Source organism: Mycolicibacterium stellerae, assembly GCF_003719305.1.
GTDB lineage: Bacteria > Actinomycetota > Actinomycetes > Mycobacteriales > Mycobacteriaceae > Mycobacterium > Mycobacterium stellerae.
The window spans coordinates 11,732-27,824 of record NZ_RARC01000035.1; the positions used below are offsets into that span (position 1 = coordinate 11,732).

Annotated in this window: 15 protein-coding genes and 1 pseudogene; 6 read left to right on the forward strand and 10 right to left on the reverse strand. The window is 63.6% G+C overall.

What is annotated here, in order from left to right; genetic code table 11:
• Positions 1-16: 16 nt before the first annotated feature.
• Genes D6M19_RS28865 through D6M19_RS28885 form a run of 5 tightly spaced genes read right to left on the reverse strand, consistent with a single transcriptional unit; the run spans position 17 to position 6,146 of the window.
• Positions 17-505: a TIGR04338 family metallohydrolase gene (locus D6M19_RS28865; protein ID WP_123028720.1), complete on the reverse strand. Its 489-nt coding sequence runs from the start codon at positions 503-505 to the stop codon at positions 17-19.
• Positions 502-1,008 carry a hypothetical protein gene (locus D6M19_RS28870; protein ID WP_123028721.1) on the reverse strand — a complete coding sequence of 169 codons (507 nt, stop codon included), beginning with the start codon at positions 1,006-1,008 and terminating at the stop codon, positions 502-504. The genes D6M19_RS28865 and D6M19_RS28870 overlap by 4 nt, the downstream gene beginning before the upstream one ends.
• Positions 1,005-3,170, reverse strand: a complete 2,166-nt coding sequence (locus tag D6M19_RS34415; protein ID WP_164478748.1) for a hypothetical protein — start codon at positions 3,168-3,170, stop codon at positions 1,005-1,007. The genes D6M19_RS28870 and D6M19_RS34415 overlap by 4 nt, the downstream gene beginning before the upstream one ends.
• Positions 3,167-4,912, reverse strand: coding sequence for a hypothetical protein (locus D6M19_RS34420; protein ID WP_164478749.1), 1,746 nt, complete (start codon positions 4,910-4,912; stop codon positions 3,167-3,169). Before D6M19_RS34420 ends, D6M19_RS34415 begins: the two co-directional genes overlap by 4 nt.
• Positions 4,905-6,146 carry a site-specific integrase gene (locus tag D6M19_RS28885; RefSeq protein ID WP_164478750.1) on the reverse strand — a complete coding sequence of 414 codons (1,242 nt, stop codon included), beginning with the start codon at positions 6,144-6,146 and terminating at the stop codon, positions 4,905-4,907. Before D6M19_RS28885 ends, D6M19_RS34420 begins: the two co-directional genes overlap by 8 nt.
• 379 nt (positions 6,147-6,525) lie before the next feature.
• Between D6M19_RS28885 and D6M19_RS28890 the strand changes: the two are divergent.
• Positions 6,526-6,681 (forward strand): annotated as a pseudogene (locus D6M19_RS28890) (TIGR04338 family metallohydrolase); the annotation flags it as partial.
• 77 nt (positions 6,682-6,758) lie between these two features.
• On the forward strand, positions 6,759-7,421 hold the full coding sequence (locus tag D6M19_RS28895) for an O-methyltransferase (protein WP_123028725.1): 663 nt from the start codon (positions 6,759-6,761) through the stop codon (positions 7,419-7,421).
• Positions 7,422-7,496: 75 nt separating this feature from the next.
• Here the strand turns inward: D6M19_RS28895 and D6M19_RS28900 are convergent, their stop codons facing one another.
• The 5 genes from D6M19_RS28900 to D6M19_RS28920 are packed head-to-tail and all read right to left on the reverse strand — an operon-like array spanning position 7,497 to position 12,559.
• The gene (locus tag D6M19_RS28900) at positions 7,497-8,816 is read right to left on the reverse strand and encodes a CapA family protein (RefSeq protein ID WP_206428668.1); all 1,320 of its coding nucleotides are present in this window, start codon (positions 8,814-8,816) and stop codon (positions 7,497-7,499) included.
• A gap of 59 nt (positions 8,817-8,875) precedes the next feature.
• On the reverse strand, positions 8,876-9,634 hold the full coding sequence (locus tag D6M19_RS28905; protein ID WP_123028727.1) for a 3-hydroxyacyl-CoA dehydrogenase: 759 nt from the start codon (positions 9,632-9,634) through the stop codon (positions 8,876-8,878).
• Positions 9,634-10,665 carry an acyl-CoA dehydrogenase family protein gene (locus tag D6M19_RS28910; protein WP_123028728.1) on the reverse strand — a complete coding sequence of 344 codons (1,032 nt, stop codon included), beginning with the start codon at positions 10,663-10,665 and terminating at the stop codon, positions 9,634-9,636. Before D6M19_RS28910 ends, D6M19_RS28905 begins: the two co-directional genes overlap by 1 nt.
• On the reverse strand, positions 10,662-11,828 hold the full coding sequence (locus D6M19_RS28915) for an acyl-CoA dehydrogenase family protein (protein WP_123028729.1): 1,167 nt from the start codon (positions 11,826-11,828) through the stop codon (positions 10,662-10,664). Before D6M19_RS28915 ends, D6M19_RS28910 begins: the two co-directional genes overlap by 4 nt.
• A complete protein-coding gene (locus D6M19_RS28920) occupies positions 11,825-12,559 on the reverse strand; it encodes an enoyl-CoA hydratase-related protein (protein WP_123028730.1) in 735 nt (244 codons plus the stop codon). The genes D6M19_RS28915 and D6M19_RS28920 overlap by 4 nt, the downstream gene beginning before the upstream one ends.
• Before the next feature lie 147 nt (positions 12,560-12,706).
• Between D6M19_RS28920 and D6M19_RS28925 the strand changes: the two genes are divergently transcribed.
• From D6M19_RS28925 to D6M19_RS28940, 4 genes are read left to right on the forward strand one after another with little or no spacing between them, the layout of a single operon-like run.
• Complete coding sequence (locus D6M19_RS28925) at positions 12,707-13,609, forward strand: SDR family NAD(P)-dependent oxidoreductase (protein ID WP_123028731.1); 903 nt, start codon at positions 12,707-12,709, stop codon at positions 13,607-13,609.
• A gap of 20 nt (positions 13,610-13,629) precedes the next feature.
• Positions 13,630-14,502 carry a MaoC/PaaZ C-terminal domain-containing protein gene (locus tag D6M19_RS28930; RefSeq protein ID WP_123028732.1) on the forward strand — a complete coding sequence of 291 codons (873 nt, stop codon included), beginning with the start codon at positions 13,630-13,632 and terminating at the stop codon, positions 14,500-14,502.
• On the forward strand, positions 14,499-15,305 hold the full coding sequence (locus D6M19_RS28935) for an enoyl-CoA hydratase/isomerase family protein (protein ID WP_164478751.1): 807 nt from the start codon (positions 14,499-14,501) through the stop codon (positions 15,303-15,305). Before D6M19_RS28930 ends, D6M19_RS28935 begins: the two co-directional genes overlap by 4 nt.
• A gap of 1 nt (position 15,306) precedes the next feature.
• Positions 15,307-16,092, forward strand: coding sequence for an enoyl-CoA hydratase-related protein (locus D6M19_RS28940; protein WP_123028734.1), 786 nt, complete (start codon positions 15,307-15,309; stop codon positions 16,090-16,092).
• Position 16,093: the final 1 nt, after the last annotated feature.

Sequence of the window (16,093 nt, forward strand, 5' to 3'; positions counted from 1 at the left end):
TGGATTGGTAACGGCTTCACCCGCCACGTATTCCCGACGAGTGGTATCCAGCGCGGAGCAGGAGTGCCGCGGCTTCGCCCAACACGACGCTGACCAAGAAGAGCATCGCGTCTCGGAACTCCGCACCGTGCCAGCGGGTTCCATTCGGCGTAGTAGTAAGCCCCTCGCTCACTGACAGATGGTGAGCCAGTTCATGCAACACAGTGCTCTCGCGACCAAAAGCTCTGTCCTTCAGGGGAAGTGCCACGGTTGCGGTCGACGGCTCGTAGTGCGCCTTGCCTTGCCCGCGGCGCTCTCTGACATGGACAGGGCCGGCCTTCGGGAACGCCTCTCGGATGGGGCCCAGGGCCAGCACCGCGTCAACGTACCTCTGCACCGAAGGTATGTCGGCGAATCGCTTCTGCAAAGGAACGTAAATTTCCGAACCGAAGAAGTTCACCAGTCCGCCCCTGTCGAGCACTGCGGACCACTGATGTTCGGCCCCGTAGACCGCTGATGCACTCACTTCCGACGCTTACTACTGATTGGAGAGACGTTCGCGCCAGTCGTCGGATCTAGGTCGTCAAGGGCTACGTTGGCGATGATGGCGTCCAGTCGTGCACTGGCGGTGGCATAGAGCATCTGTAGAGCGGCAACCGTTCGTGCGAGGTCACGGGCTGCGCCCTCCCAATGAGTGGCTCGCGTCTGTATGTCGCGGTTCTTCTTCTTGAGGTTGTCGACCTGCTCTTCGAGCGCTACCTCGTTGGGGGAACGGAGGTTTCGAGCCGCTTGTTCGCGCTCAGCGGCGCAATCGAGAAACAAGTCCTTGAGATCGATATGCCGATGTGTAAGAGCCGACCGGGTCACGTCGGCTTCTCGGCGGAGCGTGTCAATCACAAGGCGGTCTTCGAGCGGTACGACGCGGGGCTTCGCGGTGATGAGTAGCCGGCGCATAGCGGCGATGATCTTCTTCCGCTCCGCGTCCCTCTCGCTAGCAACCTGTGGGATGGTGTCGCGGTGAAGTGTCATCTTGGGGTGCTCCGTCGCTTCTTCTTGCGCGCTGTCACAGGAAGCCCCGAATCGGCGATCTGTTCTTCGTATGCGTCGATCAGGCGGTCAGCCCGAATGACCTCTTCGGTAGCGGCACCTTGCTTTGACGCTTCTAGTTCCTGCTGACGCTGCTGCAGCCCTTTGACTGAATCCATGGTGAGCGCCTTGTTTGGGCACACGATTTTGCAGCCGGCAACGTCGGGTTCCTCTCCCTCCTTGGTGCAGGCCGACCACGGTAAGTGGAAGATGCAGTAAGCATGTGTGCCGCCGGCCAGCGGAACTTCGTAGACGGCTTGGCCGACCGATTTCGTAATACGCTTCCACTCGTTGCTGAGTACCGGGGTCATTAGGTTAGCGGGATCGACCAACTCCAACTCAGCTGCTGCGAGGTCGGCTACGCCGAGGGCGCGATCTGCGGCGGGTCCACCGATAACTCCTTCGCGCGACTCGACCACCAAGTGCGCAAGTGCCTGTCCGGTGCGATCTGACGTACGGCGTCCGAGCTTTGATTGTGTGGCGAGTCCGCCGTAACCCTCTGTGACCTGGGTGTCGTAAGGGTCGCGAAGTCGGTGTCCTGCCTGATGTGCCCCCGCGAGGACGCCGCCGATCTCTTGCTGGGTGAGGACCTCAGAGGTGCGGCGAAGCACACCCAGCGTCATAAAGTCTTCGGCGTCGTCAGGAAAGAAGTACTCATCGGGAAGGGCCAATTCTGTTGCAAGGCTGCGCATACGCTTTACAAACTGCCGCAAGTTGTTGGCTGCCGTTGTCGTTGTAAGTGGCCGAGCCGCAACGTCCTCGATCGTAGACCTGACAGCTGTGAAGAGTCGTCCGTGCGTTCCATTGAGTCGCTCAAGGATTCCGACGGCAGTTGCACCCATCTCTGTAATCGCCCATGTGCGTACCACCCCGTCCGCTCGTTGAATACCGTCTACTCCTTCCTGGCCCTTGAATGTTCTGCCATGCAACAGATGTCGCACCAGACCATCGGGGGCCTCGACACGTTCAGTTACTGGCTTGCGTGTCCCGTCGTCTTGGAGTGTCTCCAAGCGGAGGTTGAGCAGTTCATCCGATCTCATTGATGAGTTGAGGGCAACCAGAAACATGCAGGCGCTTTGCAGATCGATCTGGTGCGCCGTCAGACGGTAGTAGTCCAGGCCATCAGGCTGCCAGCACCGCCCGTGGATCATTCCATCTACCTGAGCGGGAACAGGGCATGAAAATAACTCGCTGACCGGTATCTCCGGGTGACGGGCCAGCAGCACAGGTAGCCCGCTGCGTTGAAAGCGAATGGCCCAATTTAGGATGAAAGTCATATACCCCACAGCGATTCCCCCACTACCGGCGTCGGTGCGAGGGAGATGGTCATGGTCCTTCGTCCACGCAGCTACGAGGTCCTCGGCCTGCTGTCTATTCATAGGGGTGTCCTGCACTGTGGCTGGCACGTAGGCGTTGATCGCATCCCTTGCCGACAGGATGTCTTCTGCGAATTGTTCGACGAACGCCAGACTCCAAAGAAGCATCGGCGTAAGCACGGTGTCGGGCATGGGTGGCGTGGCGTTGTCGGAAGGGCCGCTGCGGCTGACGAATATTTTGTCGTCGGCCCACGACGGTGCCGTAAGTCGCTCGCTTGCTGACAAATTCGATGTGAGGTCGTGGAGGAGTCGAATGCTCCCGTAATGCGCGATTGCGGTTTGGGGGTCTACCTGCCCTGCAACCCTGTCTATATACGCATCCATGGTGACGCTCACGACGCCGCTCAGAGAACGGACCTCGGGTGTCTCTTCTGCCACGAAATTGAGGAAAGCTCGCATTAAGCAAACGTGGCTCATGATGCTGTGCGGGGCGACCCACTTCTTGGCATTCGTGCGGCCTCGTTGAACTGCATGACTTGGCTTTCCTTCATTGATGAGGATCCACACTGCCTTCTTGACGGCAACCCGGAATTGGAGAGGAACGGATGCGAAGTTGCAAGTGAGAGTATTTCGCTTGCGCGGCGGCGCCATCGCGGCCAGATTCCACGCGTCTTCGGAGAAGGCGGGTATTGGTGTGCCTTCGCGAAGGATGCGCTTGGCATTCGCGATAACAGGAGCGTCATCGTTCCAGGATTGGAGCGAGGCGACGCCGAAAGATTGCGTCGTCATGACTCACCCCTGTTCACGATTACCGTAGTCCAGACTTGCGACCGAAGCTCAGGACTGACTTTCGCACGCGCCGCAGAGACCGCCTCCGGATCGACGCTGCTCAGCATCGCCGTGAGTTGGTGCCACGGTGTGAGGTACTCCCTGCGCCAACGCTCTCGATCGTCATCGTCTCGCCGCTTTGCGTCCAGGAGGTCCAGCAGTGCCACCAGTGGGGGAAGGTTGCTCATCACGATGTAGGCGTTTCTGCAGCCCAGGCATGAGAGCCACGATTTCGAGCAGTAGGCGCCTGTTTCAGGGTTGTGAAGGATGTCCTGACATCGTGTGCCCTTGGCGGTGGGTGTGGTGTCGAGACCCTCTGCCGCAGCTTCATCTTCGGTTAGGAGGCGGACCGCGATGCCACGTGCCGTATTAATTGCCTTCTGCTGCGCAGTACGGTGAACATCCTCCAACTCGCGAATTCTATTGGGATCTTTGAGGATATACGCATCAATCCACGTGAGATACCGGTTGTCAACCGGGTTCTGCGCTACACGTGTGAGGTAGGTTCTGTGAAGCCGTCGAAGGTCAAGATGTAGCCCGGCCGGCATCCAGTCAATTGTTTTAGGAACGCAGGCGACGCTGTTGACAAGCGTTCCGCTTCTCCTTACGAATAGGATTAGGCTCTCGCTGGATGACTCTTTGAACGACTGGTGTGCATTCGGGAAGTTGTCCAGCAGCGCTTCCGGATTGATTTGTGCAGAACGCCGCGCGGGGGCGGTGCAGTCCATGACAAGGTGCAGTAGTTTGCCGAGTGGTGAAGTGGCGACGACGTTTTCCGCCATCAATGATCTGCTGCCGCGGCGGCGCTTGTGCCGTTCGGAGGTGAAGATCGTGACGCCCTCTGAGCCGGCTGATGCGGCGGTGCTCGGAATCCTTCGACGTGATGTGGTAGATGAGTTCTCTCCCGTTGCAGCAACGATTGCACCATAAGCCGCCAGCCCTTCGTTCGTAGTGAGGAAGAGTAGGGACCGTGCCGCCTCCATTTGAACGTTGTTGTACTGACCAAGTAGACCGAGTGCGCGACCGTCTTCCCTACTCAAACGCTTATGGGGTGCGCGAAGCAAAGCATGGAGTGCCTCCCAACGGGGATGTTCCTCTGCTGGAACTGCTACCTTGTTCCGTTGTGCCAGTGTCCAATTAGGCTCGATTCGGCGCCACGCAGCGCGTAGTGCCCTGGTTGCGTTGGATCGAACCTGCTGTAGCTCGGCGGCGGTGTAGTGATCGGGGAGGGTGGCCTCTACGGTCTCCATGCACCGTTTCGAGAGCGCCTGCGCGGCTTCGTAGGACAGCCCGTCATGCCGCAAGAGTAAGGCGCGCACCGCGAGCAGTCGAGAGTTGCGGGTCGTCGGGGTCTTGTCCGGGTAGGTGTAGCGAATCCACGAGATGAAGTCGGTCCAGTTGTCGGCGGTCAGGCAGTCGAGGTTGTCAATTCCTTGTTTGCACGCCCACCTAAGGAACACCCGACTGCGCGACGAGTTGCCGCGCGCACTTACAATCGAACGCCAAGAGCCGGCGGGTCCGCTGGCGCTCGCAATGCAGGCAACCCATTGTTTGCGCAGCTTTTCGGAGCCGGCCTCGGCTGCGAATTCCAGCGTCATGTGTTTAGTGCCGCCCTCGTCCCAGATCGTGACACTCAAGCCATCTGCGCTCACTCGGTTCTTGCGTTGTCCGTCAGGCAACGATGCGAAGCGTCCCTTAGTCATGAATGCTTGCCTGATAGCCCAAGCCTGGTAGGACGCTCTCATGGCGGGAGTGAAGCGCCTCGTAGACCGATTTGAACGTTGCTTCGCGAAAGATGTTGATGCCACGCAGATCCTTCACTGCGAGCAAGTACGCGTCCATGGTCGTCTGTAGGTCACGATGGCCGAGTTGCCACTGGACAGCCGTGTACGCGTCCTCGTACCGACTCGGGCTGTAAGCGGGAGGCGGCGATCCAATCTCCTCATCAATGACTTTGTGCCAAGCGATGAGCCAGTTCAATGCGAACGAGTAACGCAATGTATTCGCCGTTGGGTACGGGACACTGCCGACGAAACCTGCTGTCTTGCAAGCACTATCCCATCTTCGAGTCGCGCGCTGAACCACCTTTGTCATGTTGCGCTGATTGGCGGGCAGCCCGCTCTCGGTGAGCCAAAGCATGGCTGGTTCCCAGCCGTCCTCGGTCTCCGCCAGCAGCCATCGTCGATCGGGACCCAACAGTTGGTCGTGGTTCACCCAGGATCTGCGCCCGTCGATCTGGATCTCGAGTTTTCCTCGTTTGACTCGATGGTCTGTAATCCTGTGCCACCTGACGTCGCTGTAGCTGTCGTGGCGTCTCCCCAAGGCTACGGCTCTCCGTCGGTCCTGCTGGACGTATCGTCGTAATAGCCCGTCGATCAGCCAAGGCATGACAATTGTGCGTGAGCGCCCTGGCTTTGTAATGGAGCTAGGTAAGCGCATTTCAGCGAATGCACTGGCGGTCTTCTGGGGTAACTCCAAGGTCAGCAGGAGGCTCGTTTCGCCTTCTCGTGTGCCGCAGAAGTAAAGCGTCTCAACGAATGTTGCGTTGCGTTGCGTGTTGCGGCCTCGAAAAGATGGATCTTCACCCGCTCCGACGAGCTTGTTGTTCCCGCTGGTTGTTACCGCGTATCCCCTGAACGCCACATTGGACCAGAGGCGAAAGGTTTCGGGCTCGATCCAATCGACGCGGCGGATGCGAGCGTTCTTACTCCTCCATCCGCCAACCTTAGCTCGGGTCGTGTTTGAATCCCTGAATTTGAGACTCGGTCCGAACTCTTCAATTGGGTTCTCGACCGTGTATTGCTTCCTTAACGCCCACTGGAAGAATAGGGAGAGCGCCGCAACTTCCTTGTTCCATGTCGCCCCGCTGATGGACCTCTCATTACGGACGGGATCGGTGCGCCGTTCCTTCCACTCGCCGAGGTCGTTTGCGTCCATCTCGTGTAGCGCCTTTGGGAGGGAACGGCTTGCGAGCCATCGGATGATGGGGGGGTACACGGTCGCGTAAGTGGTGCGTGTGCCTTGCTTTAGGCGAGACCAACGGGAGGTCCGTAGGAACTCGGTGAAGACGCGTTCTGTCCGGTATCCCTCGGGGTCGGCGCGCAATCGCGCTAGGTCGATGATGACTGGGGTGCCTGGCCTTATGCCCGCCGTTGCTTCCAAGTCTTCGAGCGAGTCGAACCACGCCAACTCGGGGAGGAAGTGCGGTGGAGCAGACGATCCACCACCAGAAAGCACAGTCAGCCAACTGTCGCCCACAACACCCCGTTCATCGGAGATAAACTGCTCGAACATAACATCCCGTATGTCCACAGAAGTGGCGCTGCACGAGGTCGCCCATCACCTGTGTGACGCGGACCCGCCGCACGGACGCGAGTTCGTCGCGACGTTCTGCGAACTCGCCGAGGCGGTGATGGGTGCGGAGGTCGGCCACGTGCTGCGGGTCGTGTACGCCAAGGAGGGGGTGCGGTAGTCGGATGACGATCAAGCGGCGAGGTACGAGCCGCGTTGAGGAGTCCGGCAATCCCACCTAGCGGTAACGTCGAACGGGTGACCAAGCCGGACCCCAAATCCCTTGACGAGGTGTTCAACCGGGTGTTGCACACGGAGGACGACGCACTGCGCGCAGCGCGGGAATCCGCTGCGGCCGCGGATATGCCGGCCATCGAGGTGTCGGCGCAACACGGGAGGCTGCTGTCGCTGCTGGCGCGGATGTCCAATGCAAAGCGGGTGCTGGAGATCGGCACGCTGGCCGGCTACAGCACGATCAACCTGGCGCGCGGTGTCGGGCCCGACGGGCGCGTCGTCACGCTGGAATTCGAGCCGCGGCATGCGGAGGTGGCGCGGAAGAACTTCGAGCGCGCCGGGGTCGCCGACCGTGTCGAGGTCATCGTCGGTGCCGCGCTGGACTCGTTGCCGCGATTGGCGGAACGCGGTGAGGTCTTCGACATGTTCTTCATCGACGCCGACAAGGAGAACAACGTCGGGTATGTCGAGTGGGCGGTCAAGCTGGGCAGGTCGGGGTCAGTCATCGTGGTGGACAACATCTCTCGGATGGGCCGGGTGCTGAACCCCGCCGACGATGATCGCCAGGCCAAGGCCATCCGCGACATGCTCGACATGATGGGCGAAAGCCCGCACCTCGACGCCGCGGCGATCCAAACGGTCGGCACGAAGGACTGGGACGGCTTCGCGGTGGCGCTGGTCAAGTAGCCCGGACTCTCGAATTAGGGACCGACCTCGGCCCGCGTGCATGCGTGACGTGCCTTGAGTGTTGACCCGAAAGGATTAGAGGAGCACGTGATGAGTGTCGATGTCGATGGCAGTGCCATAGGGTCGCGACAGGTCGGCGAGGCCCGCCAGGATGCGCTGCGCGTCCTGGGGTTCTGCCAGTTGCGGTGTCCCGCGGCGACTGCGGGATTGATCTCGGCCCAGCGTCAACGGGTGCAGGACGGCGTCGGTGAGTACGCCGTTGGTGAAGGTGAACTCTGGCAAGGCTGATTCCCAAAATCGCGGCTCCGCGGCGTAGCCGGTCACCACGTCGTAGAGGTCGGCTGCGGTGGAGTTCAGCGGCAGGCCCTGCTGCTCATACACCTCGACTGGGAAGGCGGAGATGGTTTCGAGGTTGAACACGAAGTTGCCCAGCGAGTAGCAGATTGGCCGGCCGTGGTAGATCTCGATGCCGCGCAGCATGTGTGGGCCGTGCCCGATGATGGCGTGGGCGCCGGCGTCGATGAGTGTGTGCGCCAGTGGCTGCAAGAACTCTGCGGGCACATCGTTGTTCCAGCGGCCTTGGATGCCTTCGTGACAGTGCAGTCCGACGAGGACGATATCGGCCTGCCGGGCGGCTTCTCGCACAACGGCTTTCAACGCGTCGACGTCGCGGGTCAACGCGTCGGTCTGAATGCGGGGTGTGTCGTCGGGTACGAAGTGCACGCCGTCCACGGCGATGCCGCCTGGCGGTGGTGGGTCGTAGACGTTGCGGTCGGGGTAGGGGAAGTGGATGCCAGGGGCGGTGGTGTGGCCGGCCGTGACGTTGACCCCGGTCTCGGCCAAAGTCTCCCGCAAGACCTCGAAGCGGTCGGTGCGGACGTAATGGGTCTTCTGGACGCGTACGGGGGCGATACCCGGTCGACCGGCGTCCTCGATGCCGGGGTCGGCGGCCAGCGCAAGGCGGGCATTGCTCGAACCTGCGGCGATGAACGCGACGCGCCCACCAGCGGTGTCGAGGTAGCGGGGTTTGCGCGCCTCTCGCAAGGTGCGGCCGGCGCCGGCGTAGGGCAATTTACGGTGGTCGAATTCGTCGAGTGTGGCGGCCAGGCCGTCGGTGCCGTAGTCGGTGGCGTGGTTGTTGGCCAGACCGAAGAGGTTGATGCCGAGCCACTCGAATTCGTCGAGCAAGGCGGGGTCGACGCCGAGTGGCGTGCCATGCATCGTGGTGGCCGGGTGCCGTGGTGGTGGTGGCAGCACCATCTCGACGTTGGTGACGGTGACGTCGGCGTCGCGGAGTAGCCCGACGAGGTCGAGGAAAGAGGGCGAGGTATCGGCGGAGATGGGGTGGGTGAGGATGGCGTCGCCGGTGGCGGCCACCCGGATCGTCGTATTCACTGATACCTCCGTGGTCATGGACGCTCTTCGGCTCGCGGTTGCGGGATGTGGGGGCCGGTTCATTTTGGTGGCATCCGGATGGCGCCGTCGAGGCGGATCGTTTCGCCGTTGAGCATCGGGTTGGCGATGAGGTGCGAGACCAGCTGGGCGTACTCGTTGGGTTTGCCGAGCCGGCTGGGGTGGGGGACAGCGGCGCCAAGGGTCTTCTGTGCGGGTTCGGGAAGGCCGAGCAGCATCGGTGTTTCGAAGATGCCGGGGGCCACCGTCATCACCCGGATCTGGTGTTCGGCGAGGTCGCGGGCGGCCGTCAAGGTGAGTCCATGCACGCCGGCCTTGGATGCGCTGTAGGCGGCCTGGCCGATCTGTCCGTCGAACGCTGCGACGGAGGCGGTCATGACGATGACACCGCGGTCACCGTCGTCGGGCTCATTGCGCTGCATGCGCTCGGCCACCAACCGCAGCACGTTGAACGTGCCGACCAGGTTGATATTGATTACTTTCTGGAAGTGGTCGAGGTCGTGGGGCCCGCGCTTGCCCAGGATTCGTGCTGGTGGGGCGATTCCGGCGCAGTTGACGGCGACGCGCAGCGGGGCGTCGCCGAAGGCGTCCAGCGCCTCTTCGACGTCGCCGGGGGCGGTGACGTCGGCTCGGACGAAGTGGCAACGGGGGCCGACCTGTTGTGCAGCGTCGGTGCCCGCCTCCGCCGACAGATCGACGATCACTACGTGTGCGCCCTGGTCGTGCAGCTGTCTGGCGGTGGCCAGGCCCAGTCCCGAGGCTCCGCCAGTGATCAGTGCGCCTTGTCCATCGATGTTCATCAGAGAGTCCCGTCGGTGAGTCGTGAAAGTTCGTGCTGGTCGGATGATTGGGCGGTCAGGGCCTGCCAGATGTCGCCGTTGTAGTGGGAGCGCACCAGGTCGGAGATGTGGTTGGACCAGCTAAATTCGGTGCCGTACTCGTCGCGCCAAGCCCACAGCCGAGAGGTGTAGTGCTGCAGGGGATATTCGGTCGTCAGACCCATAGCGCCGTGGAGTTGATGCGCCGATTGCGCGACCTTGGTGGCGACGATGGAGGTCTGCACCTTGGCTGCGGCGATCGCCAGTGAAGCTTCGGCGTCCAGGGCGGCACCGGCATGGGCGGTGTGATCGACGGCGGACTGCACCGCGGTTTCGGCGGCTGCGACCTCGGTAGCCATCGCAGCCAAGCCGTGTTGGACCACCTGGTGGCTGGACAGAGGGCGGCCGAACTGGGTGCGTGCGGCGGTGTAGCTGATCGACAATTGCAGGCAGGCACGCAACGCCCCCAAGATCTGGGCGCTGCGTCCGAGCGCACCGAGCAATTCAGTCTCGACGACCACCGACGGGTCGCAGTGCAGGACAGAACCGCGCAGGAGGGCTCGGCCCGCGTGGTCAGGCTGGGTGCGCAGCAGCGCCGTCCCGCCCCCGGCTGTGCGTCCAACCACCCAGAGGTGTTCGCAGCCCGTCGTGTCACCGGCGGTGGTCGAGGCGATGTCGAGATGGTCACCAGGCAGGGAGCCAAGCCAAGAGACGCGGGCGATCCCCACCGACAATGTGCCCTCGGGCAACGCGGTGCCCGAGGAGGCCGCCAGATGCCCGGCCATCAGGAGAGGTTCGGTGAGCGGGCCGTCGAGCCCGGCTTGAGCTGCCCGCGCAATGACGCTGACGGCATCGGACAGCTCACCGCCCACACCACCAAGTTCTTCGACCAGCCCGACGCGGGTCAGGCCGCTGCCGGCCAACGCGTTCCAGGTCGCAGAGCCGACCGAACAGCCCACGCTGCCTGCCCCGGTACCGAGGATCTGGGTGAGGAGATCTTCCACTTCAGTCATGACACTCCCAAGGCACCGGCGATGATGCCGCGCATGATCTCGTTGGTGCCGCCGCGCAGCGTGAATCCCGGTGCGTGGGTTTGGGCGTGATGGAGATGCTCGCTGAGCTGTACGCGCCGCGCGGCGTCCGTCAACGTGGGAAGCCAGCGGCGGGCGATCTGAATGCTGTCGTTCTCCAGCGTGGTGCCGAGGTCTTTGACCACCGCTGCGGCCACACCGGGTGCGACAGGGCCATCGAGGTGATGGCTGATCCGCGCGGACATCGCGCGCAACACGCTGAGTCGGGCGACCAGGGAACCCACGTCGGCGTCGCGGGCGGGATTGGCGCCGATGCCGGTCAATCCGTCGACCATGGGGAAGGTTGACAAGAACCGTTCCGGCCCGCTGCGTTCGAAGCCGAGTTCGCCGAGCACCTGACGCCAGCCGTTCCCCACGGCACCGAGGACCATCACGTCCTCGACGTGTACGTCATCGAAGGTGACCTCGCAGAAATGGGTTCTGCCGCCCAGCATTTCGATGGGACGCACGGTGATGCCGGGGGCGCTCATGTCGATGATGACCTGGGTCAAGGCGTCGGTGGTCTTCTGGCCGGGGACGCCGGTGCGCACCAGCGCCAGCATGAACTGCGACTTGTCGGCGTGGCTGGTCCATATCTTGGCTCCGGTGATCGACCAGCCGGTGTCGGTGCGGGTGGCGCGGGTGCGGATCGACCCCAGATCAGACCCGGACTCCGGCTCGCTCATGCCGATGCAGAAGAAGACGTCCCCGCGGGCCAGGGCGGGCAGAAAGAACTGGCGCTGGGCTTCTGTTCCGTGGCGCAGCAGGCCGGGCCCGATCTGGCGATCGGAGAACCAGTGCGCGGCGACCGGCGCGCCGGCGGCCAGAAGTTCCTCCATGACCGCGAAGCGGGTCATCGTCGAGGCGTCGCGGCCTCCGTAGCAGGCGGGCCAGGTCATGCCGATCCAGCCGTGGCGGCCGAGTTCACGGGAGAACGCCGGCGAATGTCCGGACAGCCAGCTGTCACACGCGGGTGTCATCAACCCTTGCTCGAGGGCGTCTGCAAGGAAGTCGCGCACGCGCGCACGCTCAGCGACGGTCTCCGGCGTTTCGGCGGTGATCGACTCCCGGAAGATGTTCAGGTCAGCGGTGGCGGGTGTCGTCATCGCAACCCCGCAAACGCGTCCCGGAACGCGGCGGTGTCCATGCTGGAAAGCTGCTCGCGCAGTTCGTATTCCAGCGCCTCGTCGTGACTGCGCCAGGATTCCCCGGCGGTCAGAGTCGCCTTGATCTGCGCCACCAGCTCACGGGGTGCGCGGGCGGCCACAGCGCACATCTGCAGCGCGGTGCCCAACAACTGATCATCGGGTACGCAGTCCCAGGCCAGCCCCATCCGGGCGGCCTGCGCGCCGTCGACTTTGGCCCCGAACACAGTCAGAGCCGCGGCGGTCTGCGGGCCGGCGAGTTCGCGCAGCATCCAGGTGCAGCCCCCACCGGGATGGATGGGGATCCGCACGAAGCGGGCATCGAACACCGCCGAGACCGCGGCGACCCGCAGATCGCAGGCCAATGCAAGGTTGAGTCCTGCACCCACGGCGGGACCGTTGACCGCGGCGACCGTAGGCAGTGAACACCGGCGCACGTGCAGGAACGCCGCATAAATGGCGGTGAGTTCGCTCGCCTCGGCAGCGGCCAGCAGGCGGCGGTCCGCGCCGGCGCAGAACGTGCTGCCTGCGCCGGTCAAAACCACCGCATGCACGGCGGGGTTGGCCTGCAACTCGTCGACCGCGGCGATCAGTTCATCGGCCAGCGCCAGCGTTATGGCGTTGCGCTGCACCGGATCATCGAGGGTGATCACCCCGACCCCATCCACTTCGCGAACCTTCACTACTGCCATGTGCCACTCCTTTTCGCAAGTTACTTGCGCATTGGGCGAATCTGTCGCAAGATTAACCTAATGGCGGCGAGAACGAAACCAGCTCGCCACATCTGAGGCCAGCGCCGACCGGGATCTGCCGGTCGCACCTCGATCGAAAGGGCGGGAATGACCAGCAGGGTTGTCGTAGTGACGGGAGCCGGGCGAGGAATCGGAAGAGCGATCGCCGGATCACTGGCCAAATCAGGCTGGGCTGTCATCGTCAACGACCTGGGTGCCGGTCCGCGGGGCGCTGGGGCAGATGCCGGACCGGCCGAAACCGCCGCCCAGGAGATTCGCGATGCCGGCGGTACCGCGATCGCCAGCGGCGCCGACATCAGCGACTGGGACGCCACCCGCGCCATGGTGCACTCCGCCGTGGAGGAATTCGGCCGCCTCGACGCCGTGGTGAACTGCGCAGGCATCCTGCGCGACAGCATCTTTCACAAGATGCCCGAAGCCGATTGGGACGCAGTGCTCAAGGTTCACCTCAAGGGATGCTTCGCGGTCAGCCGCGCCGCCGCCGAAGTGTTCCGGGCGCAATCGGGTGGCGCGTATGTGCACATGACCTCCACCGCTGGCCTGATCGGCAACCTGGCTCAGGCCAACTACTCGGCCGCCAAACTCGGCATCGTCGGCTTGTCGCGGTCCATCGCTTTGGACATGGCGCGCTACAACGTGCGCTCGAATGCGATCGCGCCGTTCGCGTGGAGCCGGTTGATCGGCACGCTGCCCGAGGACACTCCCGAAGAGAAGGCAAGGGTGGCGCGGATGAAAGCCATGACGCCCGATCAGATCGCCCCGCTGGTCGGGTTCCTGCTCAGCGCCGCCGCCGTCGACATCACCGGTCAGGTGTTCGTGGTGCGCGGCAACGAGGTCATGTTGATGAGCCAGCCCCGTCCGATCAAGACGATGGCACGTCCCGACGGCTGGACCGAGGAGACACTCGCCGGCCAGTTCGCCCCCGCGATCCGCAGCAGCCTGGTCCCGCTGGAGACCTCGCCGCAGTTGTTCTCCTACGACCCGGTGTAGCCGGAAAGGCCTGGGCTGCAATGACGATCGATACCGACCGGCTTCTTGACTGGGAGTTTCCTGTCACCGAGCACACCTGCTCGGCGCGCGACGCGATGCTCTATGCCCTAGGAGTGGGGCTGGGAACCGACCCCAGCGACGGTACCGAACTCACCTACCTTTACGAGTGTGACCTGGCGGTGTTACCCACCATGGCGGCGGTCATCGGCCATCCAGGCCCGTGGTACGCCGACCCCGGCACCGGTATCGACTGGGTGCATGTCGTGCACGGCGAGCAGTCCCTGCAGATCCACCGGCCGCTGGTCGCCGACAGCACGATGCGCTGCTACACCAGGGTGGTCGACGTCGAAGATAAAGGCGAGGGCCGCGGAGCGCTGGTGCGCTGGCAACGACGCCTCGTCGGCGCCGAGACGGGCGAGCCGGTGGCCACTGCGGACAGCACTCTGTTCTGCCGCAAGGACGGCGGTTTCGGTGGTCCTTCCCGGCCCAAGAGGGCGCTGGCGGCCTGGCCGCAGGGTGAACCCACCGGCTCGGTGCGGCAACGCATCTCGCCGCGGGCGGGGCTGATCTACCGGCTCAGTGGCGACTACAACCCCGTACACGTCGACCCCAAGGTTGCGGTCGACGCCGGCTTCGATCGGCCCATCCTGCACGGACTGTGTACCTTCGCCCACGCCACGTGGGCGGTCCTGCGCGAAGTCGCCGACGGCGACGCCTCAGCCTTGGTGTCGGTTGCTGCCCGCTTCAAAGCCCCTGTGTACCCCGGTCAGGATCTGCGCACCGATATCTGGCGAGACGGCACCACGATTCGGTTCCGCAGCTTTGTCGGCGCCGACACACTGGTCCTCGACAGCGGCCGCATCGAGCTGCGGGAAGTGGAGGCACACCAGTGAACGCCACAGAGGACGACTCGCCAGACATCCGCTACAGCGTCGCCGACAACGGTGTCGCCACCATCACGTTCAATCGCCCCCAACAACTCAATGCGCTGACCACGGCCATGCTGACCGAGACCTTGCCGCAGATGTGTGCCGCCGCAGGCTCCGACCCTGCAGTCAAGGTCGTCGTGATCACCGGCACGGGACGCGGATTCTGCACCGGCGCTGATGTCAGCAACCACATTCCGTCGCTCCTGTCTGCACCGGACTCCACCACCCTGCAGCGCCCCCTTGGCTCGCTGGTGCTGCCGGTATGGCAGATCCCCAAACCGGTCATCGCCGCCCTCAACGGCGTCGCCGCCGGCGGCGGCATGTCGCTGGCATGTGCCGCCGACTTCCGCATCATGGCGCAGTCGGCGTCCTTCGTTGCCGCCTTCGTACGACGGGGACTGATGCCCGACAGCGGGCTGACCTACCTTCTGCCCAAGCTCATTCCGCGGTCGCGGGCACTGCGGATCATGATGACCGGCGCGAAGGTGAGCGCCGCCGAGGCGCTCGAGCTGGGCCTGGCCGACGAGGTGGTGCCCGACGACGAATTGGCCGCGGCCGCCCACGCCTTCGCCGCACAGCTCGCTGCCGGGCCGGCGATCGCCCTGTCGTTCACCAAACGCGCCGTGCAACGCGCCGACGAACACACCCTGGCCGCGCAACTCGAATTCGAAAGCTGGGGCCAGACCACGTGTTTCAAGACCGACGACTTCCACGAAGGGCTGGCCGCATTCGCGCAGAAACGCCCGCCCGTCTTCAGGGGACGCTGAGATGACCTTCACCGACATCCTCTACGACGCGACCGACGGTGTTGCGACGATCACCATCAACCGGCCCGAGGCGCTCAACGCCCTGCGCACGGTCACCGTCACCGAACTCATCGAAGCCTTCCGACGCGCCGACGATGACCCCACCATCGGCGTGGCCATCCTCACTGGCGCCGGTGATCGCGCCTTCTGCGTCGGCGCCGACCAAAAAGAACTGGTCGCCAAGCTCGACGCTGCAGGCTGGCGCGCCATCGCCCGCGACCTACGCGATCTGTTCGCCACCATGCGCGGGGCCGGCATCCCCATCATCGCTGCCGTCAAAGGCTGGTGCATCGGAGGCGGCCACGAGCTGCACTGCTTTGCTGACATCACCGTCGCCGACGCGAACGCCCGCTTCGGGCAGGTCGGGGCGAAAGTCGGGGGAGCGCCGATCTACATGACACGGCTGCTGCCGAAGATCGTCGGGGAGAAGAAGGCCCGCGAAATCCTGTTCCTGTGCGAGAAATACACCGCCACCGACGCATTGAACATGGGGCTGATCAATCGGGTCGCCCCGGCCGGCACCGTCGATGAGGTTGCCGCGCAGATCGCCGCCGACCTGCTCGCGAAAAGCCCCACCGTGCTGCGCATCCTCAAAGCGGCGATCGCCGGGGAGGACGTGTTGGGCGACGACGTGATCCCGATGATCGTCGAAAGTCTCGCCTCGTTCTTCGGCTCCGCCGAGCAGCGCGAAGCCACCACCGCCTTCGCCGAGAAGCGCGAACCCGACTACCAGCAATTCCGGAGGTAAA